This is a genomic window from Solibacillus silvestris (genome assembly GCF_051967575.1).
In the GTDB taxonomy this organism is placed as follows: domain Bacteria; phylum Bacillota; class Bacilli; order Bacillales_A; family Planococcaceae; genus Solibacillus; species Solibacillus silvestris_B.
On the sequence record NZ_JBQCJW010000034.1, the window covers coordinates 13,947 to 39,962 of the forward strand.

The window sequence follows — 26,016 nt, forward strand, 5'->3', positions numbered from 1 at the left end:
GTAAATCAAGTGTTTTTATCTTCAAAGTTTAAGAAATCACGAACTGCTTCCACGTAATCTTCTTTTGAATAAGTAAAGTACAATTCACCCGCTAGACGCACGGGATCGCCAAAAAAGAACCGCTCATATTGTGTTTGCCTTGTTCCGAATGTACTCATTGTCAAATCCCACGCTAAACGGAATATTTTCACGCGATCTTCAGCTGTTTTGGTAGCTCCCTGGAGATATTGATCTAAATCTGCCCTGACATCAGAATGAAAGGCCTTTTCTGTAGGCAGTGTAATCATGCCGCTAGCCCCGATAAGCTGGATGATTTCAATGAATCGGGGGTAGATTTTCGAGAAAACATTCCCTGCTACTTTTAACGGGAAAATCGCGGGACGCATATAGCCCCATTCATCGAGTGCTGCATCAATCTCCGATTTTTCCAGCAGTGCTTTCATTGTTTCCAGCCCAATAATGATTTCCGACATTTTTTCATGGATATGCTGATATTCTCGAATATTTATCGTTTCTATAAGTAGCTCGGCAATGCCTAAAATAAATTCCGTTTTGACAATTTGCCTAATCAAAACTTGATATTTAGCAAAGTGATGAAAAGAGCTTTCAATAAGAAATTTTCCGGCCACCTCTACATTGTTGTAGAAAAATATGCGTTCCCAAGGCACGAGTACATTATCAAATACGACGATAGCATCCATTTCTTCATATTTTGAGCTTAATGGGTGATCGAAGGGGGATGTGCCACCTATAAAGGAGTCCCTACATATAAATTTTACCCCTTTCGTATTGGAAGGAACGGCAAAAGCAAAAGCTTCATCTTCAGCAAAAACAAGCTTGCCGACACTAAATACGAATAATTCATCGGTTAGCCCCCCTTGTGTAGCGAGGAGACGCGCCCCTTTTATTACGATGCCTTCCTCAGTTTCCTCAATTACTTTTGCGGAAATAGGCTCGCTTATGTTTTCGATATAGTTTTGAGCGCGGTTCACTTGCGGTGTTATAAAAGTATGGGTAAGGGATAAGTCTTTTTCTCTCACTAACTCAAAAAATGCTCGAAGATTATCGGGAAAGCAGTTTTCCTGACCTTCCAATATAGCTGCTGATGAAGTAAAGCCCATTAAAACAGAATTTAGATAATCGGGGCTTCTTCCTAAAATACCATGTGTGTATCTTGCCCAATGCTCGATCATTTTACGTCTTCTGAGCAAATCCACTTTCGTTTTTGGCTGTAAATAAGAAAGTCCAACATGTTCTCCTGATACGGGGGATATGAAAGTCATTTCATCTTTTATTTTTGGATCGTGCTGTAAATCATACAGAGCGGCCTTTGTATGAATAAGCCCGTTAAATGCAGGATGTTCTGACAGCAATCCCTCCACCTTTTCACCGTTAAACCAAATTTCGTTATTTAATTGATTCAATCGACTAATATAACTTTTCCCATTTATGGCGCCCATGCATCCACTCCTTAACATTTATGGTCATCGTCCAGCCTTTGGATTGCTACTATGCAATTGTAGACTTGAACTAAAACAAGGCAACATTGCGTATTCCTGTATATACGCAACATATGTAGAAACGGTCATTAAAGTGCTTCTTATCACTGGAAAATAGTGTGCTGAATTGACGTATGATTAAGCTGATAACCTTTGTTATAAAGCTGTTATATGGAACTAAAAAGCAGACGGTTTAGAATCGGCGATATGCCACTCTAATTGCCCGTCTGCTTATACTGTTTTTTGCCCGCTTGATTGAAAATTGTTGATGATTTGTTTGTCTACTGCACGGGGGTTTATGAATTTATCGAGGTTTTTATTTTAAAGTATACAATAGGTTTTGGAATATAAAATTCAATTCTAACCTAATTAAAAATATAATGTCAATAAAAATTTTGTGAATTCCAATAAAAATGTTATAATAGTCTTGCAATCGTTTTTTAGGAGTATTACGAATCCGGGCGCAATTATGCCAAGGTGTAATTGATTATTATGTTTTGACAATTAACTCGATAATCTTAGCAATTATGTGGGCCTTAGAAAGTGTTAATTGAATTAATCACTAATTTACTATCTAAAAGTAACTGTTTTTTATATTACAAGGAGGATTTAAATAATGAATCTCATCAATAAGAAAGTTACACACAAGCATTTTGGCATGGGTAGTATCGTTAAACAGAATGAAACAAGTATTGAAATACATTTTGCATCGGAAAGTAAAAAATTTGTTTTCCCTGATGTATTTGGGAAACATTTAATATTGCATGACAAAAATGATATTCAGACACTTGAGAAAATTATACAGAAAAAAGAACTTGAACGAAAAGAAGAAGAATGGCAAAAAGAAGAAAAAATCAAGCTGCAACGTAAAAACCAAGAACTTCGCTTAATGCATGAAAAATATATGAAAAATCATAAACTTCATCCCGAATCTCAAATGGTTTTCTGGTGTGATTCAGAGGAACAGCATACAGCTATTACGGAGTGGAAGGTTTTTTCGGGTTTAACAAAAAGCGGAGCAAACAAAGGTAAGCCTACCAAACCTATTCGGCTGCACCAAAATAGTGCGGTCTTGTTAACGGCAATAGACGCTGATACTGCCGAAAAAGATAGACGTATTGTAGGTGTGTATATGGTGAAGGAGAATTATATTGGAAAACTGAGTGAAGATGGATATATTCCGGCACATTCGACATACAGACTCCAACTTACAGAAGCTGAAGCAAATCAAATGCTTTTCTGGAACTATTATGTTAATGAAAAATTCACGCATAAAATGACATGGAATACAGGGAAACACCGTTATTTTAACAATTTATGGATGGCTCAAATTCTACGTGATATTGTGTCATTAAAAACGGACCCGCAAGAACAAGAGCTGGCACAACAGTTCTTTGCGTATTTTTGTAAAATAAATGAAATAGCAGCACAGGAGTTGCCCCAGCCTAATGGGGCATTAAAGCGTATTTAATAAAAAGGTAAAGAACGAATCTTCCAGGAGGGAGTTCGTTCTTTTTCTGTCTTCTAACGTTAGCGATCACCACTCATTTATATTGCCGTCAATCAAAAATATAGCGAATGACCTCAATCGCCTGATCAACAGTTTCCACTGTTTTCAATTCCTCCTATAAATTCTAAACTTATTTCCATACTACCGAACTTAATAAAGTTTTTGAAGTAATCCTCTCAACCGAAAGAATAAGGTAATAATCCATTGCTGAAATTATGATATGGTTGTAAGAGAGCATGGGAGGCAATAGTGAGGTTATAAAAAGGAGAAGAGCAATGAATATCGGATTAATTGGAGCTGGCGCAATCGCTCATTTTTTATTGGAAGAAATCAATGGAAAACAACAACATAATTTACGGATTACAAGTGTTTTTGTAAAGGATAAGAAGAAGAATTCATTGCTGGAGCAAGACTTTGGAATGGCGCTCTATACAGATTTTGATGCATTTCTTCATTCGGGAATTGATATTGTAGTGGAAGCGGCAACTATTGAAGCGGTCAAAACATTGCTTCCTGTTGCCATCAAGAAAAAGGATGCTGTAATAATTAGTGTTGGCGCACTTGCCGAAGAGGAACTGTTGGCAGAGCTGAACAATTTAGCGAATGAATATGATAAGAGAATTTATTTGCCTTCAGGTGCGATTGGCGGTTTGGAGCTATTACAAAATGCGCATGCGCTCGGCACGATGAGAGAGGTTTCCCTAACAACACGCAAACCTGCCGCCTCCTTAACAGAGGAAAAAATCGAGGAAGCGAAAGTAATATTTGAAGGGAACGCAGCAGATGCGATTAAGCAATATCCAAAGAATATGAATGTATCGATTGTTCTGGCGCTTGCAAGTGTCGGTTTTGATCAAACGAACGTGAAATTAGTTGCCGATCCGCAAATTGATCAAAATATTCATCATATCGAAGTGATAGGCGATTTTGGGGAAGCAGCATTTACAATTAAAAATAACCCGCTTCCAGGAAATCCTAAAACAAGCTATTTAGCAGCAATGAGTATTTTAGGAACGCTGCAAAGAATGGGCGAGAAGCTAATAATTGGTCGTTGAACATAAAATAGAGAATAGTTCAATATTTGGCAACTGAATTTCCAAATCATCTGCTTTTACTTTTCCGCCTCATTTACGCTAATATTGTCAGAGGATATTTATTAGAGTAATATAGGATAGCCGTAATAGGCATCTGATAGGAAAATCGAGACATTTTCAAACGTAATGAGAGGAATTGAATTTAACATATGAAAGAAAATTTTTGGCAACGATTACCGAAGCCGTTTTTTGTATTGGCACCAATGGAAGATGTAACAGATGTTGTGTTTCGCCATGTTGTGGCTGAAGCGGGAAGCCCAGATGTGTTCTTCACAGAGTTTACAAATTCGGAGAGCTATTGTCATCCGGATGGAATAAAAAGCGTTCGCGGCCGATTAATGTTTACGGAAGATGAGCAGCCAATCGTTGCACATATTTGGGGGGATAGTCCAGAGAACTTCCGGAAAATGAGTATTGGCATGGCAGAATTAGGCTTTAAAGGGATCGACCTGAATATGGGGTGTCCGGTGCCAAATGTCGCAGGGAGAGGAAAAGGCAGCGGGCTGATTCTTCGTCCGGATGTGGCGGCTGAGCTTATCGAAGCAGCAAAAGCAGGTGGATTGCCTGTCAGTGTAAAAACACGCCTTGGCTATAAGGAAATAGACGAGTGGAAGGAATGGCTCACTCATATTTTAAAACAGGATATCGCGAATCTGTCCATCCATTTACGTACACGAAAAGAAATGAGCGCAGTTGATGCACATTGGGAGCTGATTCCGGAAATTAAAGCATTGCGTGATGAAATAGCTCCAAATACACTTTTAACAATTAACGGAGATATTCCTGATCGTCAAGTCGGTTTAGAGCTCGCGGAAAAATACGGCATTGATGGTGTGATGATTGGGCGCGGTATTTTTAAAAATCCATTCGCTTTTGAAAAAGAACGAAAAGAGCATACACCTGACGAGTATCTTGACCTTCTGAAACTGCAGCTTGATCTCCAGGATAAATACGCGGAAGAACTGCCGCGTTCGATGTCCGGACTTCATCGTTTCTTCAAAATCTATGTCAAAGGCTTCCGGGGTGCAAGTGAATTAAGAAATCAATTAATGAACACGAAATCAACGGATGAAGTGCGTGCGTTGCTGAACCACTTCGAATTAAACAGAACGGAAGAGTAGTAAACAAAAAATTGTTTGCGCCAAACAGGAGTCGGGCCTTTATACAAATTTGCTGCACCGACTTCGCGCATTGCAGAATTATAGCTTAAAAAAATTAAAAATAGCTGTGTCTGAAATCTGATGATAACCGGATTTTACGGCACGGCTTTTTATTGTTTAGGAAATTACAGTTTTTAGCATGGGGATGATTTTGCAAGAAAGTGTTGTCCCTGTCCAGAAAAATTGTGCCAACACCTCGCACTATGAGGGCTCTCTGTGAAAAAGGAGGGCGCCGAAAAGCTATAGTTATTTAATATTCCATTTTACTTTTAATATAAGGCCCCTTCCACTCATATTTACTAAGAGAGATTCTGGCTGTCAATTAAGTGATCGGTGAAAATAAAAAATAAGCGGAGATTTTCCGGTTATTTGCGCAATAGGACTCGTTCCGGGGGAAATAAGGGAAGACTTTCCGGTTATGCAAAGAAAAATCCTCCATTTTCATGTTTTTTGGTTCAATAAGCGGAATTTCTCCGTCTAATTAGGCTGTTCTTGATAGTATTTTTTTAATAAGGGGATTTTTTCCGTCTATTGATTAGAGTAAGCGCATAAATAGATTTCACAGCTGTTAATAGCGTTCCCCTTTCAACTCAAGTTGCGGGAATCAGCCTCCTTTTTACCGTCCCGTTTTGCCGTTCTGCTTAAAATACGCATGGATTTCCTCGGAGATTTTCAGCGCCCTCGTGCAAAATTCACTTTTTTAAAATTGATTTCAACCGCATTTAGTTTTTTGATACTTCCAAATTATTAGTGGAATATGTAACAATTATACTGTATAATACATAGTATAAAATCAATACTGTATGTCATACAATATTGGGAGGTGTATAAATGAGCAACTTACTAAATTCTTTAATGACAGAGCTTAGGAGGGGAACATTGACATTGGCGGTTTTAAGCCAGCTGAGAATTCCGCAGTACGGTTATTCATTAGTCCAGTCATTGGAAGGAGCAGGAATTTCTATAGATCAAAGTACGCTATACCCATTGCTCCGCCGATTAGAAAAGCAAGAGTTAGTTTCAAGCAGCTGGGACACATCCGAAAGCAGACCTCGTAAATATTATGTATTAAGTGAATATGGCATGGACATTTTTTTACAATTAAAAAAGGAATGGATTGACAATTCGAAGGAACTTTATGCTTTATTAAGAGAGGATGACGAAGATGAAAATCATTGAAATTTATATTCAGGAAGTTACTCGGAGATTGCCTGAAAAAATGCGTTCAGATATTGCGCTGGAGTTGCGCTCGACGATAGAGGATATGCTGCCCGAAAAATATAGCGAGGAAAATGTCAAAGATGTGCTTGATCAATTAGGCAACCCGGCAGTTTTGGCGAACGGGTACAAAGATCAGCCGATGCAACTTATCGGCCCTCGTTATTTTGATGTGTATATTTCGTTGCTGAAAATGATTGTACCGATTGCAGCATTCCTTGCACTCATTGCGATCGTTACGGAACATGTGATTGTGTATAGTGGGGATGGGGCTATATTAAATAGTATTTTAACTATCATCGGCTTGGGGATTGGGAAGATGATCGAGGTAGGAATCCAAGTCTTTTTCTGGCTGACAGTTATTTTTGCTGTTATAGAAAGATTTGATAAGGACAAAGAGCCGCAGCCATTAACAACGAGTCTGGAAAAATGGACTGCCGATGATCTGAAAAATATTCCGTATATACCGAAGAAAAAGGCGATTTCAAAGTTGGAGGTTTTTGGGGGATTGTTGTGGACGGTTATTTGGGCAACACTTTATTTTTATGCAAACAAGCTTTTAGGTGTCTATGAAGGGGAAGCTGGGCGTCTGGAGTTTGTTATGCCAGCTTTGAATCAGGAAGTTTTGCAAAAGTTTTTGCCAATCGTTGTCATCATTATCGGTCTGGAAATTGCATTCGCTCTTTATAAGCTATTAAAGCAGCAATGGACCAAATTAATGGCTATTTTTAACACAGTATTGGAAATAGTGGCGACCATTGTTTTCATCATTATTTTAGTGAATCCCAATTTATTGAATGAAGCATTCATATTATATATGGCCGATTTATTTGAGGTTACGAAAAACCAAATCACGTTATGGATAGTCAATGGCGGGATTGCCATCTTTATAATTAGTGCCGCAATTGCGGTATACGACGGATTCAAAAGGGCTAGAGTGCATTAATTAAATATTGTAATTTGAGGCGATTGTAATTGAAGCGGTAAAAATGAAAGAACGAATTCCTTCATAGGTATTCGTTCTTGTTATTTTTCTGAACTTTTCACCAAACAGGCGACCATGTTTTTAAAAATTGGATGGTTCGTTCTTTACCGATGCAGATTAATTTTTTCTTTGTTTCTGCATCCATATCAAATTGAGTCGCACTATATTTTTCGACGGGAATAAAAATGATATTCTTCTCATGTCTTCTTGCAATATAGCGATTATCATGCGCATTTTTCATTGTGGAAAACAGCGCTTCAAATAGCTGGATCGCATTATCAATTTCATGGGGCGACATTTCTTCGCTGGCACCGCTTAATTTCATGCCGAGGACAGGTCGTACCTTATGTCCATTATCGTATATCCAAAGCGGGAAATTGCTCAAGACCCCACCATCCACAACGACACACTCCCTTTTGCCATTTTTTAAATAAACTGGCTCAAAGAAAAAGGGGAGACCGCAGCTCATGCGCAATGCTCGGGAAATCGGAAACTTATTGCCATCAATGTCATAGTTTTTTAAATCATCCGGCAACACGATAATTTTGCCGTTTGTTAAATCCGAAGCAACAAGTTTTAAAGCTCCCGGCGGTAAATCGCCAAATGTATAAATGCCTTTTGTCGCCAATTTTTGATGGAACCATTTTTCCAGCGATTTTCCCCGGTACATCCCAAATCGTATATATAAATTAATCCATTTTAAAAACGGCTTGCCGATCCATATTTTTGGAGGGTCGAGCAATACTTTCAAGTTCAGATCATCGAAAATGTCCTCAAGCTCTTGGGCAGTAAAACCTGCCGCTATGAAAGCAGCCAAAATAGCCCCTGCACTTGTACCCGCTACTCTTTTGAATTTTATTCCGCGTTCTTCCAGTGCCTGTAATGCCCCAACATAAGCAAACCCTTTAATACCACCGCCAGAGAACACTCCGTCAACAATCATTTGTTTTCACCTATACCAGTTTTGGACACTGGAATAAAATTAAAAATCTCTGTAAATGTCTTATGATATGAATAAAGATTAGTCATAAAAATCCCTCCATCATTACTAGCCCGTAAGTTTCAATTCCGCTAAACGAGCTGAAATTATAAGTTTTAGGAGTTTTTGTGGCGGCATTGTTTTCATATGCTGAAAAAACCCCGTGATGCCCACAGATAAATTAGCTCCTTAACAGTATATGTTGTAATGTAAAAAAGGGATTTTATATTCGTTATCTTTCCTGTATAAACACCACACGGTCATACCCGCATTCATGGCAAACCATTAAATGCGGGCAAATCTCCTCTTTTGCCGTATTTGCATAGCCGTCTCCCATCTTAACAGTTTCTTCATCATTATAATGACCGTATGGATCTGAATAATCGGACACCTTTCCACTATCGCTTAATCGACTATGACATGTCGGGCAATCCATTTTGATTTCCTGCAGTGCATTGCATAACGGGCAAATTGCCATAAGCTACCTCCTGACTGTTTTCATTATCGCTTTTATGTAATATGGTTCTTTTAAAGCTGAAAATAAACATTTTTCTATTATTTAAGCATGAACAATCATTATTAAATAAACAGTGTGGCATTGTTTGCAATTAGGAAAAAACTAGGCGGATTACTCGGTTTCGCAAAAAATATTTATTGCTGATAGGGGCTCACCACCTATCTTTTCCCTCCATATGCTATATAAAAAGGAAAAGAGGTAGAGTATGGGGATTGAATTAACCGCTCTCCATTGGATATATGTAGCATTCATCGTGCTTATTATTCTTTTTATGGTAAAGCGCCTTGATACAACATTAATAAGTATTTTAGGGATTTTCGTTATCGCATTTGTCGCAACAGGGGAGCTTACATCTTCCATTAGTGGCGTATTTAACAGCTTTATTTATGCAATCACCGAACTTTTATCCACTATTTTGATCATTTCGATTATCGTGGCAATGAGTCGTGTGCTCACAAAAACAGGCATTAATGAAGTAATGATTGCGCCGTTTACAAAAATCATTAAAAATCCGGCACTTGGGTTTTGGACAATCGGAATATTAATGATGATCATCTCATGGTTTTTCTGGCCATCACCAGCAGTTGCATTACTTGGAGCTGTATTATTACCCGTGGCGATACGAGCAGGACTTCCAGCGCTCGGGGTAGCAATGGCGATGAACCTATTTGGCCATGGCATCGCACTATCCAGTGACTTTATTATTCAAGGTGCACCGAAATTGACGGCGGATGCGGCAGGTATTCCAGTAGGGGATGTAGTCATGGCCAGCATTCCGCTTGTAGTGACAATGGGTGTGGTGACGACAGTCGTCGCGTTTTATTTATTAAGACGCGATATGAAGAGGGGCAATATACCGTTAGTTGGCACGTATGATAATAGTACTGAGCAAGAACAAACAGAAAATTTATTAACAATGAAACAAAAGAAATTTTTTGCAATTTTAATTCCGATTGCTTTTTTATTGGATGTTGTCGCAATGGCGGTTTTCAAACTTCAAGGAGGAGATGCAACTGCTTTAGTAGGAGGGACTTCCGTATTTATATTGCTTCTCCTTTGCATTGTCGCCTATAAAAAGAAAGGGCTTGACCAAACGACGAGTTATTTTATTAAAGGCTTTCAGTTTGGTTTTAAAGTGTTCGGACCAGTTATTCCAATTGCGGCATTTTTCTATTTAGGGGATGCGGGCTTTCTTGCAATTGTCGGGGATCATCTGCCTGAATCCTCGCACGGCATTGTAAATGATTTAGGCATGGGACTGGCAGCACTCGTACCGTTAACAACAGAAATTGCTGTTGTTACATTGACTGGAGTGGGGGCGATTACAGGACTGGATGGCTCAGGTTTTTCCGGTATATCATTAGTCGGCTCAATCGGCAATCTATTCGGCACCGCTATAGGGGAAGGAACAGCAACATTGACAGCACTCGGTCAAATTGCGGCAATTTGGGTAGGCGGCGGCACACTTGTACCATGGGCGCTTATTCCGGCGGCGGCCATTTGCAATGTCAGCCCATTTGAACTTGCGAGAAGAAACCTACTGCCTGTAGTAATCGGTCTCATCGTTACGACAATTGTGGCGATGTTTATTATATAAGCATGGAAAGTAATGAGGAAAACGAATGATTTGCTGTTTGGCTTAAAGCTCAGATTGATGAGGAACGCCTTTACGATAAGAAGAATAAACTATACAAAGAAAATAATGAAGGATGGTACTTTGAAAAATATCGGACAGCCAATCAATCCGGCAAATCCTGATACAATTCCTAAATTTGTAGATAGACTAATAAAGCCTGCTATCGCAAGGCCGAAAGCAAATAAAAATTACCCGCTAAATTCGTATTATGAAATACAAATGATTAAAGCTAAACACCGTTTTCATAAAAACTTCCCATATTCAGATGTATGGGGCTATGACGGCATGGTGCCGGGTCCTACAATCGAAGCAAAAAAGGATTATACGACATATGTAAAATATTTAAATAAACTTCCCGATAAACATTTTTTGCCGATTGATTATAGTTTGCATGGTGTCGATAATTCACCTGAAGTTCGAACGGTTGTTCATTTACATGGGGCAAATGTCGCCTCTGCAAGTGATGGCCACCCGGAGGCATGGTATACAAAAAACTATGCTTTTACTGGTCCAACCTTTAAACAGGAGGTGCATGCATATACGAATCATCAGCCAGGCACGACATTGTGGTATCACGATCATGCAATGGGCCTTACGAGATTGAATGTTGTGGCGGGCTTGGCTGGATTTTATTTGCTTCGTGATTCTTCAGAGGAAAGATTGCAACTACCAAAGGGGAATTATGAAGTTCCATTATTGATTCAAGATAGATCATTTAACGAAGACGGCTCTATTTTTTATCCGACTGAACTTGATCCCCCATTTCCTCTCCCAGTGCCTGACCAACTTCCGCTGCCAAACCCGACTGTTACTTTAGGCTATGTTGGCAATACAATTGTCGTCAATGGGAAAGTATGGCCATATTTAAATGTCGAGCCAAGAAAATACCGTTTCCGAATACTGAACGGCTCAAATCGGAGGAGCTATAAATTGCGTCTTTCAAATAACGAAAAAATGAGCCAAATCGGGACAGATGGAGGGTTTATAGCTGCTGCAACGGAGATTGGCATAGTCGAATTAACCCCTGCTGAACGTGTAGATGTCATTATTGATTTTAGTAAGTTTGCAAATGAAGAGATTTTGTTAATGAATGATGACGAAGAATTTGCTGATGAACATACGAATGTAATCATGAAATTTAATGTGAACTTGCCTTTAAAGGGAGAGGATACGAGCCAAATCCCTGCACTTTTGGCGCCTGCAATGGATTTGCATGAGGAACATGCACATACGATTCGCAATCTTCCATTGACAAGCACTTTAGACCGTTATGGTAGGCTTATGCTCTTATTAGGCGATCAAATGTATCATGACCCAGCAACAGAAAAACCAGCTTTAGATAGTATTGAGATTTGGAATTTTATCAATACTACACCAGTCCAGCACCCAATTCATATCCATTTAGTGCAATTTAAAATATTGGAGCGGAGAGCTTTTAATGTAGATCTCTATGTTGCAGAAGGCATCTTGGAGTTTACGGGGGAACCCGAAGAGCCGCATGAATATGAGAGAGGCTGGAAGGATACTGTGAAAGCGGATATTGGAAAGGTAACGAAAATAATTATGCATTGGAAGGAACATACGGGAAATTATATTTGGCATTGTCATTTTCTTGAGCATGAAGATCACGATATGATGCGCCCTGTTCGTGTCATTGAAGATGCCCATCCCGTTCAGCCGCCGCATATAGATGATCATTGATGCCGGGAAAGTAAAGAAGCTTATGCAAAAGCGGAAATTCCCCGGTTATGAACGTGCCGGTATAATGAATGAGAGGGAGAAAGCCGCCTCCCTTTCATTTTAAAATTTGGAATCGATGTAAACTTTTGGATTATATGTATGGTCAAGTATTATACTTCCTACCGTCATTCTCCTTCTCACGGCATTATAGCCCCGATTTTCTGCCATTTCTAAACGGATATGTTTTAGCTAATTTAACCTTCGCCTTTTCAACAATTATGTTTATCATCTTTTCGGAAAATAGTTTCCCGCAAGTCAAAACACATCCTGCTTTCTTTTATAGGGAGCCTAATTATAGTAGTTATTTTCCAAAAACCGGAACTATTTCATTTCCTATCCGTATAGAATAAAGAAAGAAAACTAAAAGGGGGATATAAAATGCTGCCGCAAGAAATTTTGAAGATCACGAATTTGACGAAAAATTATGGAAGCAAAAAAATATTAAAAGGAATTGACCTCCATGTATCTCCAGGGGAAATTATTGGCTATATCGGTCCGAATGGTACCGGAAAAAGTACGACCATCAAAATTATATTAGGCATGGTAGGAGATTACGGGGGGGAAATTCAAATTTTTGGAGAGAATATTAAAGAGGGAAACATTGAGTATAAAAGAAGGATTGGCTATGTACCCGAAATAGCCGATGTATATGATAATTTAACTGGTTATGAATATTTGACCTTTATCGGACAGCTATATGGGCTGGATTTGGATAGGGCTGCCGGCAAATCGAAAGCGTTAATGGAGTTATTCGGCGTCGGGGAAGCATATCATTCCCGGATTTCATCCTATTCAAAAGGGATGCGGCAAAAGCTTTTAATCATTTCGAGTTTATTACATAACCCTGATGTACTGTTTTTGGATGAACCGATTAATGGCTTGGATGCGAATAGTGTCATGATTTTTAAGGAAGTATTGGCTCAATTGGCTGCGCAAGGAAAGACAATCTTTTACTCTTCCCATCTTATGGATGTTGTCGAAAAAATCAGTAGCCGGATAATTTTATTGAACGACGGGAAGGTTGTTGCTGACGGAACCTTCGCACAGCTGCAGGCGGACAATGCCACTGGATCATTGGAAGGGATTTTTAATCAATTGACAGGTTTCGATAATTATAAGGAAATTGGCGAACAGTTCGTTTCTGTTGTGCAAGAGGTGTGATGATGGAGGATTTCACAACACTTAAGCTGCTTGATAAGGTTCGTTTTCTTTTCATTAAAATGGGAGTCGATTATCCAGTAATGCGGCAAATCCTCCAAGTGAAACTATTAATGGATGAGCGTAAAGTTCCTACTTTTTATAACCAGTCAGCGGCTAAAAAAGAAGATCAAAAATATGGTTACATCAAGTCTTTATGGATTTACGTTTTAATAGGCCTTATCCTTATTCCATTTATGGCATTTGGCGAAAATTACTTATTTCAAATGAGTATTACGTACGCAATTTTTATTTTTATGATTATGACAACGCTGATTTCCGAATTTTCTTCGGTCTTACTCGATGTTCGGGACAGGAGTATTCTCTCAACGAAGCCGATTTCTGATAAAACAGTGAACGCTGCCAAATTCATGCATATCCTGATCTATTTAACGTATTTAACGATTGCCATCACTGCTGTTCCGCTGATTGTCGCTTTATTTAAGCAAGGAATTTTGTTTTTTGTTTTAACTGTATTTGAAATTATTTTAATCAATATATTTGTTGTCGTTCTTACCGCTATTTTGTATATCGCGATTTTGAGGTTTTTTGATGGAGAGAGGCTGAAGGATCTTATAAATTACGTGCAAATTGGATTGTCATTAATTCTGATGATAGGCTATCAGTTTCTCGCCCGGTCTTTTGAACTTGTTAATGTAGATATCGTTATGGAGTTTCATTGGTGGAGTATGTTTCTCATCCCGATGTGGTTTGCCGCTCCGTATGAATTGCTGCTGAGCGGAGATCAATCTTTATTAACGATTGGATTCAGTATACTTTCCATCGTCATACCGCTCATATCCATTTGGCTTTATATAAAGCTCATTCCGACTTTTGAACGCAACTTGCAAAAGCTGCTTAGCACAAGCAAGTCAAAAAAAGAAAAGAGCAATCGACTGAAGGAGTTTTTATTAAGAAAAATTTGTGCAACAAGCGAAGAAAGAGCCTTCTATCGTTTTGCCGCTCTTATGATGAAACAAGAGCGCGAGTTTAAACTGAAAGTATATCCATCTTTAGGATTTGCTTTTATTATTCCATTTATTTTCATGTTTAATGGAGTAAGAATAGAGAATGTTGATTACTCATCAAGCATGGGCTATATGTTCATCTATTCCAGTATGCTCATCATTCCGGCTGCAGTGTTGATGATTGGCCATTCAGCAAAATATAAAGCAGCTTGGATATATAAAATTTTTCCAATGAAGGATTTTACAGATTTAAAAAAGGGCAGCTTAAAAGCTTTTTTGGTTAAGCTTTATATTCCTCTATATGCTGTTTTAAGCATTGTTTTTTGCCTCATTTATGGGGTAAGAATCATACCTGATTTATTAGCCGTTTTAGTCGCGAGCTTTCTTTACACTGTGATCTGCTATATTTTCCACGATAGCCAAATTCCTTTTACTAAGCCTTCCAATGAAATTAACGATGATCAAGGGTGGAAAAACCTTTTATTAATGATTCCATTAGGTTTGATTGCGGGTGCACATTATTTTATGACGGTAAAAATAGCTTATGGGACAATCATATATTTACTTTTACTTATCATCATTAATTTTAGTGTGTGGAAAACTGTTTTTCGGCGTACCGGGTAATGCTGGGTATCTCTATAGACAGAAAGGCTGAATCGAAAATTTTCACTTTCGTTTCAGCCTTTGTAATTTGGTAATTATCTATTAATGCTATCGCTTCATTAACTTATTTTGCATACATATTAAACTTAGTAGTACCGGTATTGAGGGGCGTAAAGCATTTGCTGCTGATAGGGGACATATTGCGGAAATTGATATTGTGGATGCACTTGAGGATGGGACGTAAGCTCTGCCGCTTTTCTGCAATCTGCGGGCGGGCCAATAAAAATGCTTGGTTTAACTGGTTCGATCGCTTGCTTCCATTCATTTTCATCAATGCAGTAAGTATGGGACATAATACTAGCAGGTGTTAATTTTAATATATCAGATCCTAAAATTACTTCCGGAGTTGGTGCATTAAAAATTGCCAATAGATGTGTGTTATCGACTGTGGCTACTTCATAATGCCACCAGCCTTGTGGAACGTTTGCCACTTGTCCTGGTGTAAGCGGGTAATGGAGAAGCTGTTTTGTGAATGGATTCAAAATCGAAACGGTAATAGAACCGGAAACACAGTAAATGAGTTCAGCTGCATTTTGATGATAGTGCGGTTCTATGACGTTATTTGCGCTTAGAAAAATATCGAGCAGCGACACATTATCCAATGTATTCAACTGTTGAACACCTAACACGTTAATAAAGTTGTTATTATCTTTTTTTACAAAGGTGCTTTCATTTATGTCAAAAGTGAATTGAGTGGATGGGGATGTGTAATCTAAAGATGACGCCATTAATTCCTTCACCTCTATGAATCAAATTAAAACAAACTTTCTTGTTATATTATGCTCATTTAATTCGTATGGTGTATGCAGCTAGTAAAATCTGAAATATTAAGAAAACTGAAATGCCCCCTAACAAGCTGGCAATGAGGGGGCATTTCAGCTCTTATAAATTAATTATTCACAGCCATTCTACTAAGGGGACCCGTTTCATCAATAATGTCGATTAAATCAAACACGGAAATCGGAAACATTGGCAAACCTACTACATATGGGGTGATTTCATAAAGCTGAAAATAAATAACAAGCGCTTTATCGGCAATATAAAAATCCTGATTTGGTTGAATGCCGGTAAATTCACCTAAAAGGGGGATATCCCGCGCTTGGATCTGTAACTCCACTAGATCGGAAATCCTTTTGACATAATCGCTGCCAGGCTTGAATAAATCCCCTAATGTACAAATCCGCTCTTTTTCCAAATCAAAAGTAAGTGATTGTATATACGTCATTCCATGAGCTGCATGTTGGTGATACGTGTAATTGGAAAGAGATAAGCTCAATACTTGCCGCTGATTATTTTTAATTTCATAAAGTCCGAGCATTTGATCTACAGTTGTCGGCATATTCCCGATCTGTTGTGAGATTAGTTCTTTTACTTGTTCGGTTATCGCATGATTCATTGTATTCTCCCATAAATAATTTTCGCTAAAAATCACATGCGGGTAGTACACCACTTGATTTTTTCCTCGATCCAGTCGAATTGTGCTAATAGGCAATGGACCTATTTGAAGGATATTTCCACTTCCTTTAATGATTTTTTCCTGAAAGTAATAACCGTAAGCTTAAAATATTTCTTCCATTGTATGCATAATAAGCTGCATATTATTATTTATATGTATAAGCAAAGACTTTATGAAAATGATCGGACGCAAAAAAATTATGTTGCCAATCCCCATGAAAAATGAATATGAAAAGGGTTTTAGCGGTACGGAAAGTTCATATATATATAGTAAACATTAATGGGAGTAGAGGTTACTGGAAAAACAAAATAGCAAGTACAGGTGGGTTGTATTTGTTTCGGTATTGCTTACGTATTTGTTGATGGCAAGTCAACGAACCGCACCGGGATTAATTACTGATCAATTGATGAGGGATTTTAATATAACAGCTACGACAATCGGTCTCATTACAGGTGTTCAATTTTTTGTCTACACGAGTTTGCAAATTCCGATGGGGATATTGGCAGATCGTTTTGGACCAAACTTCTTTCTTATTTTTGGTGCGTTGCTTACTGGTGTGGGGACGATTTTTTATAGTATCGGGACACATGAATTTGTGCTCTTTCTTTCGAGAATCCTTACTGGCATAGGTGATGCGACCATTTGGGTGAATATGATGCTCATTTTGGCGGGGTGGTTTCACAAAAAGGAATTTGTTCGATTAGTAGGCTTTGCAGGGATGACAGGAAGCCTAGGTTTCCTATTAGCGACCGTTCCTTTTTCTGCATGGATTTTATTGCTCGGGTGGAGAGGAGCATTTTTATCATTAGGGTTGTTAGTATGCGCATGCGGTTTACTATTGTATATTGTCCTTATTAAAAATGCAAAACCTTATTCGGAAAAGCAATTGCTAGTCGCAGCGGAAAATGCGCAACGGGAAAAAACGGGTGCAATAGTGAAGAGAATATTTTCGACTCGTCAAGCATGGGCGTTATTTTTATGTCACTTCGGTGTAGTTGGCGGATATGTTGGCTTTATAAGTTCTTGGGCCGTGCCTTATGGAATCGATCTATATGGGATGACTCGTTCCGAAGCGAGCCAATTAATTATGGTCGGCCTTGTCGGGGCGATTATAGGAGCCCCATTAATGAGTTGGATTGCGAGCCTGTTCGATACGATTAAAAGACCGTATATAGTCGTGCAGGTTGCAGTTTTAATGAGTTGGTTTGCCTTTCTGCTATTTCAGGGGCAGCCAACTATATTTTGGGTCATCGTGCTTTTCTTTATGATCGGCTACGGCTATGGAGCGAGTGCTTTAACTTTTGCCGCTGTACGCCGTTCGTTCCCTTTGGAGGAATCCGGAATAGTTTCTGGATTCGCCAATACTGGGGGCTTTTTAAGCGCAGTATTATTGCCGATCATGTTGGGTGCGATATTGGATAATGTTCAGCGTGCATCCGGGAATTTGCAATATGCCTATTATTATGGCTTTATTGTACCTGTCGTCTTTTCTGTAATTGGCCTGATCGGGGTGTTGTTATTTAAGGAAGTTCGCCATACAGCTTAATGATGAAAAATGTTAAGTAAGTGGAGATAAGCTAATTCGTTAAAAGAATCCTTTCTGGCAACGACATTTATATCGCTTACATAAACGACATTTCCTCGTACATCCTAATGGAAGAGGAGGTGGAAGAATGAATGGTAAAAAATATACAGAAGCCGGAACAGATATTGATGAGGTGAAACGGCTGAATGCAGCATCGGGTCTTTCCTATAATGATACGCTAGCCATACTCGCACAGGCAAATGAGGTGAAAACCGTCGATGAAATTCCGTTTAAGCCATTAAAGGAAAGTTTGGAAGTGGACAGTAGTGTGTATAAGCTAAATGAAGTTCCTGGAAGCATAAATTTGGACCGCAATGGACCACACTAGGCTAAAATATGCTGAAAAAGGAAGCTGTCGAGAAAGTTTTTGCTTTCTTGACAGCTTCATCAAAATTGGCCTTTTACGTGTGTTTCGATGCATCTTTTTTAGAGATGAATGTTTTGCAGCATGTATCTGTTGAATGAGCTGCCTTTTCTATTGGCCTCCGTAAATCAAAATCAGAAGCAAACTCTGTCCGTTCCTTTTTGTCGGCACCATAATCCATATCAATTTCTATTTTTTCAGCACCACAAAAATCACCCTTTGCATGGAAAAAACAATTGGATACAGTACATTTCACCTCTAAAGTTGGCATAGCTTTCCTCCTCAATGACTTTTTGTAATGAAGAATTCAAAAGGCTGGGCTAATTCACTCCTTTTTCTATTCTTCAATATTTAATTTGTCCATTTTCGCTTAATTTTATGTTCAAACAAAAACAGCTACTTTTTGCTATATTCAGCAAATATACTTTGGACTGCAAAAAGAGCGGTAAACATCCAATTTATTTAAAATAAATGCTTAGCCTTTCGCATCTTCTTTTAAATAGGGCAGCTTAAAAATATAAAGATAAATGATCAATAGAATATATTGCATTAATGGTTTAAATATTGCTAAAATTTAGAATATTGGATATTTTAAAAGGGGGATGTTGAATGACAATTTTAAAAGCGTTAGTTGAGCAAGCAGAGGCAGCACCACAGGCAGAGGCACTTCAATTCGGGAATGAAGTGTGGTCATACGCGGAACTATTAAACAAGGCGCAAAAAATTGCCTATTATCTTGTGGAAAAGGGCTATCAAAAAAATGATATAGTGGCAGAGTTTGCGTTGAATTCCAGCTTATTTATGGCTGTTTATTACGGTGTGCAAATGGCAGGGTTAACCGTGATGCCTGTTAATACAAAGCTGGCTCCTCCTGAAGTGGATTTTATTTTTAGGCATTCTGAGGCAAAGCTCTTAATCTATGATGAAAAGCTGCAAGCAACTGTCGATGCAACAACATATGAGTTTCAAGAAGTACTCTCGCTTGCGCAAATTCAGGAAATTCTGAATGACGAAAGCATAAGCATATCTTCAGAATTACCGCAATTGGAACTTGTGGATACAGCAGTTGTCATGTATACATCGGGAACTACAGGAAAACCAAAAGGCGTTATGCTCAGTCACCGCAACATTTTGGAAACGGCTCAAATTTGGTCAGACTCGATGAATATGACAAGCAATGATCGCATGTTTATTTGTACACCATTATTCCACTGTGCAGGAAGTCATGTCTTCGCAGTACCTACAATTTTAAAAGGCGGGACGGTTATTATCGAAGAAGCGTTCTCGCCAGATCAAACATTGAAAAATTTAGTGGAAACAAATGCTACCATTTTCTTTGGTGTGCCAGCGATGTATACGATTTTGTTAAGCAAACGAGAATTGCAAACTTATAATTTCAGTCAATTACGCCTATTCTGCTATGGCGCTGCACCAATGCCATACGAGCTCGTAAAGCGTTTAAAGGATACGTTCCCGAATGTAAAAGTCCAAAATTTATATGGCCAAACAGAAAATACGCCTGCTGCCAGCTCATTGTTGGATGAAGCCGCATTAATGAAAATCGGCTCGGTTGGAAAGCCGTTAGACCGCACAGAAATTCAATTGCGCGATCCAAATGGGGAAGTTGTGCCAGTAGGGGAGGTAGGAGAAATTTGTGTGAAAGGACCACAAGTTATGAAAGGCTATTTACGCGCACCGGAAGAAACAGCATATGCGATTCGGAATGGATGGCTGTATACCGGGGATTTAGGGCGCTTTGATGAGGAAGGGTATTTATATATAGTGGACCGTAAAAAGGATATGATCATTCGCGGAGGAGAAAATATTTATCCAATCGAAGTTGAAGAAGTGCTTTACCAAATGCCTCAAATTTTAGAGGCTGCTGTCGTTGGTGTGCCGCATGAAGTATATGGGGAAGTACCAAAGGCATTTGTTGTCCTGAAAGAAGGCGAGCATTTAATGGAGCATGAAGTGCTAAGCTATTGCAGTACACAGCTTGCAAAATATAAAGTGCCGTATGAGGTCGACTTTTTGGGGCAATTGCCGCGAAATGCATCGGGTAAAGTATTGAAGCATACATTAAGGCCAAAGCAAACAACATAAAAAACACTGCGGTAAAATGAAAGATTAGGTGATTGGGATGTGAAAAACGACTCAATCTCCTTTTTGTTGTTTTGGAATTCATATTTTGTTCGGCTCTTTGAATAATTATTTCAATATTTGCCAATCCTTAGCAAAGAAGGAGTGAGCAAATGGAAAAGAAACAAAATGAAGAGCATATTTTAACGAATCGACAAGGACATCCGGTAACGAACAATCAGCAAATTCGTACAGTGGGTGACCGAGGTCCGGCAACATTGGAAAACTACGATTTTATTGAAAAGATTAGCCATTTTGATAGGGAACGCATTCCAGAGCGTGTTGTTCATGCACGAGGCGCGGGAGCACATGGCTATTTTGAATCATATGGAACGGTTGGGGATGAACCGATTGCCAAATATACACGTGCAAAGCTATTTCAGGAAAAAGGTAAGCAAACTCCTGTATTTGTACGTTTTTCTTCCGTTATTCATGGTGGCCATTCCCCGGAAACATTGCGTGATCCCCGGGGCTTTGCTGTAAAGTTTTATACGGAAGATGGCAACTGGGATTTAGTCGGCAATAATTTAAAAATTTTCTTCATTCGTGATGCGATCAAATTTCCGGATATGATTCACGCATTCAAACCGGATCCTGTGACGAATCGTCAGGATTCAGAACGATTTTTTGATTTTTGTGCAGCTTCGCCTGAAAGCTTTCATATGGTTACGCTCATCTACTCACCGTGGGGCATCCCGGCAAATTACCGCATGATGCAAGGTTCTGGAGTCAATACGTATCGCTGGGTCAACAAAGAAGGAAAAGCGGTGCTCATCAAATACCATTGGGAGCCAAAACAAGGAATTCGCAATTTGACCCAAGCGCAAGCCCAGGAAATTCAAGGGAAAAACTTTAATCATGCCACACAGGATTTGTTTGATGCGATTGAGGAAGGGGACTATCCGGAGTGGGAGCTATTCGTGCAAATGATGGAAGATGGCGAGCATCCGGAATTGGATTTTGACCCGCTTGACGATACGAAGCTTTGGCCTGAAGAACAGTTCCCTTGGCTGGCAGTCGGTAAAATGGTGCTCAATAAAAACCCGGAAGATTATTTTGCTGAAGTGGAGCAAGTGGCATTTGGCACAGGCGTGTTAGTGGATGGACTTGATTTTTCCGATGATAAAATGCTGCAGGGCCGGACATTCAGTTATTCGGATACACAGCGCTACCGTGTCGGGGCAAACTATTTACAATTGCCGATCAATGCCCCGAAAAAGCATGTTGCGACAAATCAGCGCGGGGGACAAATGCAATATAAAGTCGATGCACACGAAAATCCGCATATTAACTACGAGCCTTCGCTATTAGGTGGATTAAAAGAAGCGCCACAGCATGGAAAAGAGCATACACCTTATGTGGAAGGACATATTGTACGAGCATCAATTGAACGTACAAATGATACAAAGCAAGCCGGTGAGACTTACCGGAAATTCGAGAAATGGGAACAGGATGACCTCATTCTGAATTTAACGACCGATTTGGCAAAGTGTGCACCTGTCATTCAGGAAACGATGATTCGCTATGCGGAAGAGGCTGATGAAGAATATGGCCGTCGTCTGCGCGAGAATTTAAAAAATACGAATGAGTCCGGGCCGCTTGGCAATCCCGACAATGATAAAGCGGTACAGCAAGCAATTGATGAAAGCGGAAAAACAGATCGCCTATAAGACGATGCTCTCTATTTAAGCAGTCCGATTAACAACCTTGCCTCAACGTCTGTTATAATAGGCTTTAGCAAAACATGATGGAGGCAATTATGGATAATAACGATATTTTAATCCGTGTGCGTTATGCATTGGATTTGAAAAATAGAGAAATGATTGAAATTTTTAAATTAGGCGGCGTGACGGTTTCGCATGAGGATATGCCAAAAATTTTAACGAAATCTTTGGAAAAGGATGCAGAAGTACCGGCAGATTATGACCAATTGAAAGTGAATCATAAAAATTTGGAGGCATTTTTCAATGGCTTAATTACGTATAAACGCGGTCCGATGCCGAAAAAAGAAGGGCAAGCCGCGCCGGTACAAGAAAAGCCTGACCATGTGAACAACATGATATTGAAAAAACTGAAAGTGGCGTGTCAGCTAACAACCGAAGACATGCTTGATGTGCTGGATGAAGGCGGCATTGCCGTATCAAAAGGCGAACTCGGTGCGATTATGCGCAAACCGGGCCATCGAAACTATAAAGAGTGCGGCGACAACTTTGCCCGCAAATTTTTAAAAGGCTTATCTGTCCGATATCGAGGATAAAATGAAAACTGCCTAGAAGGAAAAATCCTATCTGGGCAGTTTTTCATTTGCTCGAACGACTATCTATTTATAGAAGGAATTTGGTACAATTAAAACTATTGTTCAAATATTGAAGCGTAATAAAAAAAGTGAAAAGGAACGGTGAACGAACGTTGAAAACTTTTAAGAAAGTGTATATCGAAATTACGAGTGTCTGTAATTTAGCATGCAGCTTTTGTCCACCTACAGAGCGAGCAAAAGGGCTAATAAAGGTAGAGCAATTTGCCCATATTTTAGATGAAATAAGCGGCTATACGAAATATATTTATTTACATGTTAAAGGAGAGCCTCTGCTGCATCCGCGGATTGGCCAACTACTGGACATTGCCCATGAAAAAGGCTTTAAAGTCAATATTACGACGAACGGGACTTTAATTAAAAAAAATCGAGACAAGCTATTGGGCAAACCTGCGCTCAGACAAATCAATTTTTCGCTCCACAGCTTTGATGGGCATGAAGGGTCTGAAAACCGGGAGAAATATTTGGGCGATATTTTGGAATTTGTACGGGATGTGCGTGAACATAATGTCATCATTTCTTACCGCCTATGGAATCTGCAGCGCAATAATATTTCGGAGTTGGCGAATCGCAGAAACCGCGAGACGCTCGAAATATTGGAAAAAGAATATGAACTGGATTATGAGATTCAGGAACGAGTGGAAATGGGCTCGGGTATAAAAATCGCCAAAAATATTTACTTAAACCAAGATCACGAATTCCGCTGGCCAAGCTTACTGGAAAAAGCGGATGAAGGGAAAGGGTTTTGCCATGCCCTGCGCACACATGCAGCGATTTTAGTGGATGGCTCAGTCGTACCTTGCTGCTTAGATGGTGAGGGTGTCATCAATTTAGGCAATGTGCATGACAAGCAATTTGGCGACATTATAAGCAATGAACGCGCACAAAATTTAGTCGATGGTTTCTCAAGACGAGAAGCGATTGAAGAGCTATGCAAAAAATGCGGTTTCCGACAAAAATTCGGTATGGATTCAGAATTGCCGGAAGTAGAATAGTAGAAAAAAGTTCATTAAATCCTTTTTGTGGAAATGGTAATATAGTATTATTAAATTATTATTTCAAATATTCACAAAAAATTCTGCGTGTCGTAGCGAGGGGATACTTCTATGTTCGGTAAAAGTAAAATTGACAATTACGAATATTTCGGTCAGCAATCAGATTCAGATATAGAGACTAATGAAAGATTTAAAGAGAAGCTGGACTTTTTAGCATTAAACCATGTACGTCGCAATTCGGTATCATTATTAAATAAAATTTACAATGAAAACCGCAATGAAATTTTGGATAATTTTTATGCACGCCTGCTTGATATCCCGGAGTTTAAAAAAATTATATTGGAGCATTCCAGTGTAGAACGATTGAAAGTCACATTTGATCACCACTTCTCTAGCCTTTTTCAGGATGAACTGAATCTCGAATATGTATTCAAGCGACGAAAAATCGCCTATACTCACGCAAGAATCGGCGTCCTTCCAAACTGGATGATTTCCGCCTATACATTGATAAACCAATTGATCATCCCGCTAATCGCAAAGCAGTGCGGACGTGATTATAAAAAACTGCTCGATACATTGTTGGCATATGATAGCCTAGTAACATTGGATATTCAAATCATTGTTGAAACGTATATTGAAATTCAGGGTGGCTCTGTCGTAAATGGATTAGGCGAAATTATTACTTATAATACACAACTAGACCAAATTAAAGAGCTTATTCAATTCCAGGATGTTCAGCATAACGACGTAAAACTGGCAAATGACTTAATGTTAGAGCTAGATGCGAGCATTGAAGAAATCGCAGCATCCGTTGGCGATATCTCCATACATACACAAGCATCATTAACCGAATTAAACGGGGATCTGGCCGCATTGCAGCAAGTGTCCACCATTTTGCAAAATACCGACGAAGGGCAGCAGGCGGTCCGTCAAAATGTAGCGAACTTAGTGGAACGTGTACATAGTGTATCGAATGTAATGGCGCTTATTCAGGGAATTGCTGACCAAACGAATCTATTGGCACTGAATGCCTCAATCGAAGCTGCCCGTGCAGGTGAAGCAGGAAAGGGCTTTGCTGTTGTAGCGGAAGAAGTGCGTAAATTGGCAGATGACACAAAACGCTCTGTACAATCGATTGACACAGACATTAAAGCGTTATTGCATATTACAGAAAACATAGATGAATTAACAAAGCGTTCGACAGATGAACTACATGTAGGCGTATCAGACGTCATCCAAATTACGAAAACATTATCGGAACTAAATACTACGCTGCAAACACAAGGGGCCCGTTTTGAGGAAATTGCTTCCACAACGCGCCACCAAGCACAGTCCGCCTCAGAAATCGCGGATCGCAACAGAAGCATGACGGAAAGCACCGTACAAAGCAAAAAGATTGCTTTCGATACGGGTGCCGCTATTTATACATTGAGTAAAATGATCGACGAGTACCGGTCAGAAACAATTTCTAAAAACTTTATTATTTCACAAGAAGATATTATTGAAATAGCAATAACGGATCATTTATTATGGCGCTGGAAAATCTATAATTTATTATTGGGCTTTGAAGAGATGGGAAGCCTGAATTTAAACGCTCCTCTCGATTCTAATTTAGGTCAGTGGTATTATGGAAAAGGCAAGGAATTATTGAGCGGCGAAAAAGTCTATATCGAACTAGAAGCGCCATTCCTAAAAGTGTATGAGATTGCGAAAGAAGCGGTAAATGCACATACAGCCGGCGAAAAGCATTTAGCGGAAAGGCATTTGGAGGAATTAACGAAAACTTCCAATAGTGTCATTGAAAAATTAAAGAGACTACAACAGATTTTAATTGAAACAAAAGCACAATATTTAAAGTGAATATTATATGAAAATAAGAAAGGCTCGTTCAAAAGGTTAACATTTGAACGAGCCTTTTTATTGAAAACGAAAACCCCCTGCTATGCGGGGGGTTCTAAAAAGCTTTTAGCTATGGACAAAAAAAATACTCCAGTCGT

Annotated in this window: 22 protein-coding genes; 16 read left to right on the top strand and 6 right to left on the bottom strand. The window is 39.2% G+C overall.

Features of this window, described 5'->3' with window-relative positions:
* Window positions 1–5 precede the first annotated feature (5 nt).
* A complete protein-coding gene (gene hpaB / locus ACTHOQ_RS15950) occupies window positions 6–1,460 on the bottom strand; it encodes a 4-hydroxyphenylacetate 3-monooxygenase, oxygenase component (protein WP_440497137.1) in 1,455 nt (484 codons plus the stop codon).
* Window positions 1,461–2,115: 655 nt separating this feature from the next.
* Here hpaB and ACTHOQ_RS15955 point away from each other — a divergent pair.
* The 5 genes from ACTHOQ_RS15955 to ACTHOQ_RS15975 all read left to right on the top strand — a co-directional run bounded on the left by ACTHOQ_RS15955 (window position 2,116) and on the right by ACTHOQ_RS15975 (window position 7,427).
* Window positions 2,116–2,970, top strand: a complete 855-nt coding sequence (locus ACTHOQ_RS15955; RefSeq protein ID WP_440497138.1) for a malate synthase — start codon at window positions 2,116–2,118, stop codon at window positions 2,968–2,970.
* Between the two features lie 314 nt (window positions 2,971–3,284).
* Window positions 3,285–4,064: an aspartate dehydrogenase gene (nadX, locus tag ACTHOQ_RS15960; protein ID WP_440497139.1), complete on the top strand. Its 780-nt coding sequence runs from the start codon at window positions 3,285–3,287 to the stop codon at window positions 4,062–4,064.
* Between the two features lie 188 nt (window positions 4,065–4,252).
* Window positions 4,253–5,224, top strand: a complete 972-nt coding sequence (locus tag ACTHOQ_RS15965) for a tRNA dihydrouridine synthase (RefSeq protein ID WP_440497140.1) — start codon at window positions 4,253–4,255, stop codon at window positions 5,222–5,224.
* Between the two features lie 870 nt (window positions 5,225–6,094).
* Complete coding sequence (locus ACTHOQ_RS15970; RefSeq protein ID WP_440497141.1) at window positions 6,095–6,442, top strand: PadR family transcriptional regulator; 348 nt, start codon at window positions 6,095–6,097, stop codon at window positions 6,440–6,442.
* Window positions 6,429–7,427: an HAAS signaling domain-containing protein gene (locus tag ACTHOQ_RS15975; RefSeq protein WP_440497142.1), complete on the top strand. Its 999-nt coding sequence runs from the start codon at window positions 6,429–6,431 to the stop codon at window positions 7,425–7,427. Before ACTHOQ_RS15970 ends, ACTHOQ_RS15975 begins: the two co-directional genes overlap by 14 nt.
* A gap of 97 nt (window positions 7,428–7,524) precedes the next feature.
* Here ACTHOQ_RS15975 and ACTHOQ_RS15980 read toward each other — a convergent pair whose 3' ends face one another.
* Window positions 7,525–8,409 (bottom strand): patatin-like phospholipase family protein, encoded by an 885-nt coding sequence (locus ACTHOQ_RS15980; protein ID WP_440497143.1) that lies wholly within the window; start codon window positions 8,407–8,409, stop codon window positions 7,525–7,527.
* Window positions 8,410–8,677: 268 nt separating this feature from the next.
* A complete protein-coding gene (locus tag ACTHOQ_RS15985; RefSeq protein WP_440497144.1) occupies window positions 8,678–8,923 on the bottom strand; it encodes a hypothetical protein in 246 nt (81 codons plus the stop codon).
* A gap of 244 nt (window positions 8,924–9,167) precedes the next feature.
* On the opposite strand from ACTHOQ_RS15985, the gene ACTHOQ_RS15990 reads away from it, so the two are divergent.
* The 4 genes from ACTHOQ_RS15990 to ACTHOQ_RS16005 all read left to right on the top strand — a co-directional run bounded on the left by ACTHOQ_RS15990 (window position 9,168) and on the right by ACTHOQ_RS16005 (window position 15,127).
* The gene (locus tag ACTHOQ_RS15990; RefSeq protein ID WP_440497145.1) at window positions 9,168–10,559 is read left to right on the top strand and encodes a hypothetical protein; all 1,392 of its coding nucleotides are present in this window, start codon (window positions 9,168–9,170) and stop codon (window positions 10,557–10,559) included.
* Between the two features lie 105 nt (window positions 10,560–10,664).
* Entirely contained in the window at window positions 10,665–12,299 is a 1,635-nt protein-coding gene (locus tag ACTHOQ_RS15995) for a multicopper oxidase family protein (protein ID WP_440497157.1), read from the top strand.
* Window positions 12,300–12,716: 417 nt separating this feature from the next.
* Window positions 12,717–13,499: an ABC transporter ATP-binding protein gene (locus ACTHOQ_RS16000; RefSeq protein ID WP_440497146.1), complete on the top strand. Its 783-nt coding sequence runs from the start codon at window positions 12,717–12,719 to the stop codon at window positions 13,497–13,499.
* A 2-nt stretch (window positions 13,500–13,501) separates the two neighbouring features.
* Window positions 13,502–15,127: a hypothetical protein gene (locus tag ACTHOQ_RS16005; RefSeq protein WP_440497147.1), complete on the top strand. Its 1,626-nt coding sequence runs from the start codon at window positions 13,502–13,504 to the stop codon at window positions 15,125–15,127.
* A 125-nt stretch (window positions 15,128–15,252) separates the two neighbouring features.
* On the opposite strand, the gene ACTHOQ_RS16010 is transcribed toward ACTHOQ_RS16005, so the two are convergent.
* Together ACTHOQ_RS16010 and ACTHOQ_RS16015 are read right to left on the bottom strand one after the other, a co-directional pair.
* Complete coding sequence (locus tag ACTHOQ_RS16010; RefSeq protein ID WP_440497148.1) at window positions 15,253–15,894, bottom strand: cupin domain-containing protein; 642 nt, start codon at window positions 15,892–15,894, stop codon at window positions 15,253–15,255.
* 161 nt (window positions 15,895–16,055) lie between these two features.
* On the bottom strand, window positions 16,056–16,562 hold the full coding sequence (locus ACTHOQ_RS16015; RefSeq protein WP_440497149.1) for an RsiV family protein: 507 nt from the start codon (window positions 16,560–16,562) through the stop codon (window positions 16,056–16,058).
* Window positions 16,563–16,917: 355 nt separating this feature from the next.
* Here ACTHOQ_RS16015 and ACTHOQ_RS16020 point away from each other — a divergent pair, with 355 nt between their 5' ends.
* Both ACTHOQ_RS16020 and ACTHOQ_RS16025 read left to right on the top strand, forming a co-directional pair.
* The gene (locus ACTHOQ_RS16020) at window positions 16,918–18,168 is read left to right on the top strand and encodes an MFS transporter (RefSeq protein WP_440497158.1); all 1,251 of its coding nucleotides are present in this window, start codon (window positions 16,918–16,920) and stop codon (window positions 18,166–18,168) included.
* 127 nt (window positions 18,169–18,295) lie between these two features.
* Window positions 18,296–18,535 (top strand): hypothetical protein, encoded by a 240-nt coding sequence (locus ACTHOQ_RS16025; protein ID WP_440497159.1) that lies wholly within the window; start codon window positions 18,296–18,298, stop codon window positions 18,533–18,535.
* A gap of 73 nt (window positions 18,536–18,608) precedes the next feature.
* Here ACTHOQ_RS16025 and ACTHOQ_RS16030 read toward each other — a convergent pair whose 3' ends face one another.
* Complete coding sequence (locus ACTHOQ_RS16030; RefSeq protein ID WP_440497150.1) at window positions 18,609–18,842, bottom strand: DUF1540 domain-containing protein; 234 nt, start codon at window positions 18,840–18,842, stop codon at window positions 18,609–18,611.
* A 338-nt stretch (window positions 18,843–19,180) separates the two neighbouring features.
* Between ACTHOQ_RS16030 and ACTHOQ_RS16035 the strand changes: the two genes are divergently transcribed.
* The 5 genes from ACTHOQ_RS16035 (at window position 19,181) to ACTHOQ_RS16055 (ending at window position 25,879) form a co-directional block, all read left to right on the top strand.
* On the top strand, window positions 19,181–20,674 hold the full coding sequence (locus ACTHOQ_RS16035) for a class I adenylate-forming enzyme family protein (RefSeq protein WP_440497151.1): 1,494 nt from the start codon (window positions 19,181–19,183) through the stop codon (window positions 20,672–20,674).
* Window positions 20,675–20,823: 149 nt separating this feature from the next.
* Window positions 20,824–22,380: a catalase gene (locus ACTHOQ_RS16040; RefSeq protein ID WP_440497152.1), complete on the top strand. Its 1,557-nt coding sequence runs from the start codon at window positions 20,824–20,826 to the stop codon at window positions 22,378–22,380.
* Window positions 22,381–22,469: 89 nt separating this feature from the next.
* Entirely contained in the window at window positions 22,470–22,967 is a 498-nt protein-coding gene (locus ACTHOQ_RS16045; RefSeq protein ID WP_440497153.1) for a YehS family protein, read from the top strand.
* Between the two features lie 152 nt (window positions 22,968–23,119).
* Complete coding sequence (locus ACTHOQ_RS16050; RefSeq protein ID WP_440497154.1) at window positions 23,120–24,019, top strand: radical SAM/SPASM domain-containing protein; 900 nt, start codon at window positions 23,120–23,122, stop codon at window positions 24,017–24,019.
* Window positions 24,020–24,130: 111 nt separating this feature from the next.
* On the top strand, window positions 24,131–25,879 hold the full coding sequence (locus ACTHOQ_RS16055) for a methyl-accepting chemotaxis protein (protein ID WP_440497155.1): 1,749 nt from the start codon (window positions 24,131–24,133) through the stop codon (window positions 25,877–25,879).
* Window positions 25,880–26,016 lie beyond the last annotated feature (137 nt).

What these genes read in the sequence shown, in the direction of transcription:
- ACTHOQ_RS15955 (WP_440497138.1), top strand. Translation starts at nt 2,116, where the DNA reads ATGAATCTCATCAATAAGAAAGTTACACACAAGCATTTTGGCATGGGT.
- ACTHOQ_RS15990 (WP_440497145.1), top strand. Translation starts at nt 9,168, where the DNA reads ATGGGGATTGAATTAACCGCTCTCCATTGGATATATGTAGCATTCATC.
- ACTHOQ_RS16035 (WP_440497151.1), top strand. Translation starts at nt 19,181, where the DNA reads ATGACAATTTTAAAAGCGTTAGTTGAGCAAGCAGAGGCAGCACCACAG.
- ACTHOQ_RS16015 (WP_440497149.1), bottom strand. Translation starts at nt 16,562, where the DNA reads ATGAATCATGCGATAACCGAACAAGTAAAAGAACTAATCTCACAACAG.
- ACTHOQ_RS15980 (WP_440497143.1), bottom strand. Translation starts at nt 8,409, where the DNA reads ATGATTGTTGACGGAGTGTTCTCTGGCGGTGGTATTAAAGGGTTTGCT.
- nadX (WP_440497139.1), top strand. Translation starts at nt 3,285, where the DNA reads ATGAATATCGGATTAATTGGAGCTGGCGCAATCGCTCATTTTTTATTG.
- ACTHOQ_RS15995 (WP_440497157.1), top strand. Translation starts at nt 10,665, where the DNA reads ATGAAGGATGGTACTTTGAAAAATATCGGACAGCCAATCAATCCGGCA.
- ACTHOQ_RS16005 (WP_440497147.1), top strand. Translation starts at nt 13,502, where the DNA reads ATGGAGGATTTCACAACACTTAAGCTGCTTGATAAGGTTCGTTTTCTT.
- hpaB (WP_440497137.1), bottom strand. Translation starts at nt 1,460, where the DNA reads ATGGGCGCCATAAATGGGAAAAGTTATATTAGTCGATTGAATCAATTA.
- ACTHOQ_RS15965 (WP_440497140.1), top strand. Translation starts at nt 4,253, where the DNA reads ATGAAAGAAAATTTTTGGCAACGATTACCGAAGCCGTTTTTTGTATTG.
- ACTHOQ_RS15970 (WP_440497141.1), top strand. Translation starts at nt 6,095, where the DNA reads ATGAGCAACTTACTAAATTCTTTAATGACAGAGCTTAGGAGGGGAACA.
- ACTHOQ_RS16010 (WP_440497148.1), bottom strand. Translation starts at nt 15,894, where the DNA reads ATGGCGTCATCTTTAGATTACACATCCCCATCCACTCAATTCACTTTT.
- ACTHOQ_RS16040 (WP_440497152.1), top strand. Translation starts at nt 20,824, where the DNA reads ATGGAAAAGAAACAAAATGAAGAGCATATTTTAACGAATCGACAAGGA.
- ACTHOQ_RS15975 (WP_440497142.1), top strand. Translation starts at nt 6,429, where the DNA reads ATGAAAATCATTGAAATTTATATTCAGGAAGTTACTCGGAGATTGCCT.
- ACTHOQ_RS15985 (WP_440497144.1), bottom strand. Translation starts at nt 8,923, where the DNA reads ATGGCAATTTGCCCGTTATGCAATGCACTGCAGGAAATCAAAATGGAT.
- ACTHOQ_RS16000 (WP_440497146.1), top strand. Translation starts at nt 12,717, where the DNA reads ATGCTGCCGCAAGAAATTTTGAAGATCACGAATTTGACGAAAAATTAT.
- ACTHOQ_RS16030 (WP_440497150.1), bottom strand. Translation starts at nt 18,842, where the DNA reads ATGCCAACTTTAGAGGTGAAATGTACTGTATCCAATTGTTTTTTCCAT.
- ACTHOQ_RS16025 (WP_440497159.1), top strand. Translation starts at nt 18,296, where the DNA reads ATGAATGGTAAAAAATATACAGAAGCCGGAACAGATATTGATGAGGTG.
- ACTHOQ_RS16055 (WP_440497155.1), top strand. Translation starts at nt 24,131, where the DNA reads ATGTTCGGTAAAAGTAAAATTGACAATTACGAATATTTCGGTCAGCAA.
- ACTHOQ_RS16045 (WP_440497153.1), top strand. Translation starts at nt 22,470, where the DNA reads ATGGATAATAACGATATTTTAATCCGTGTGCGTTATGCATTGGATTTG.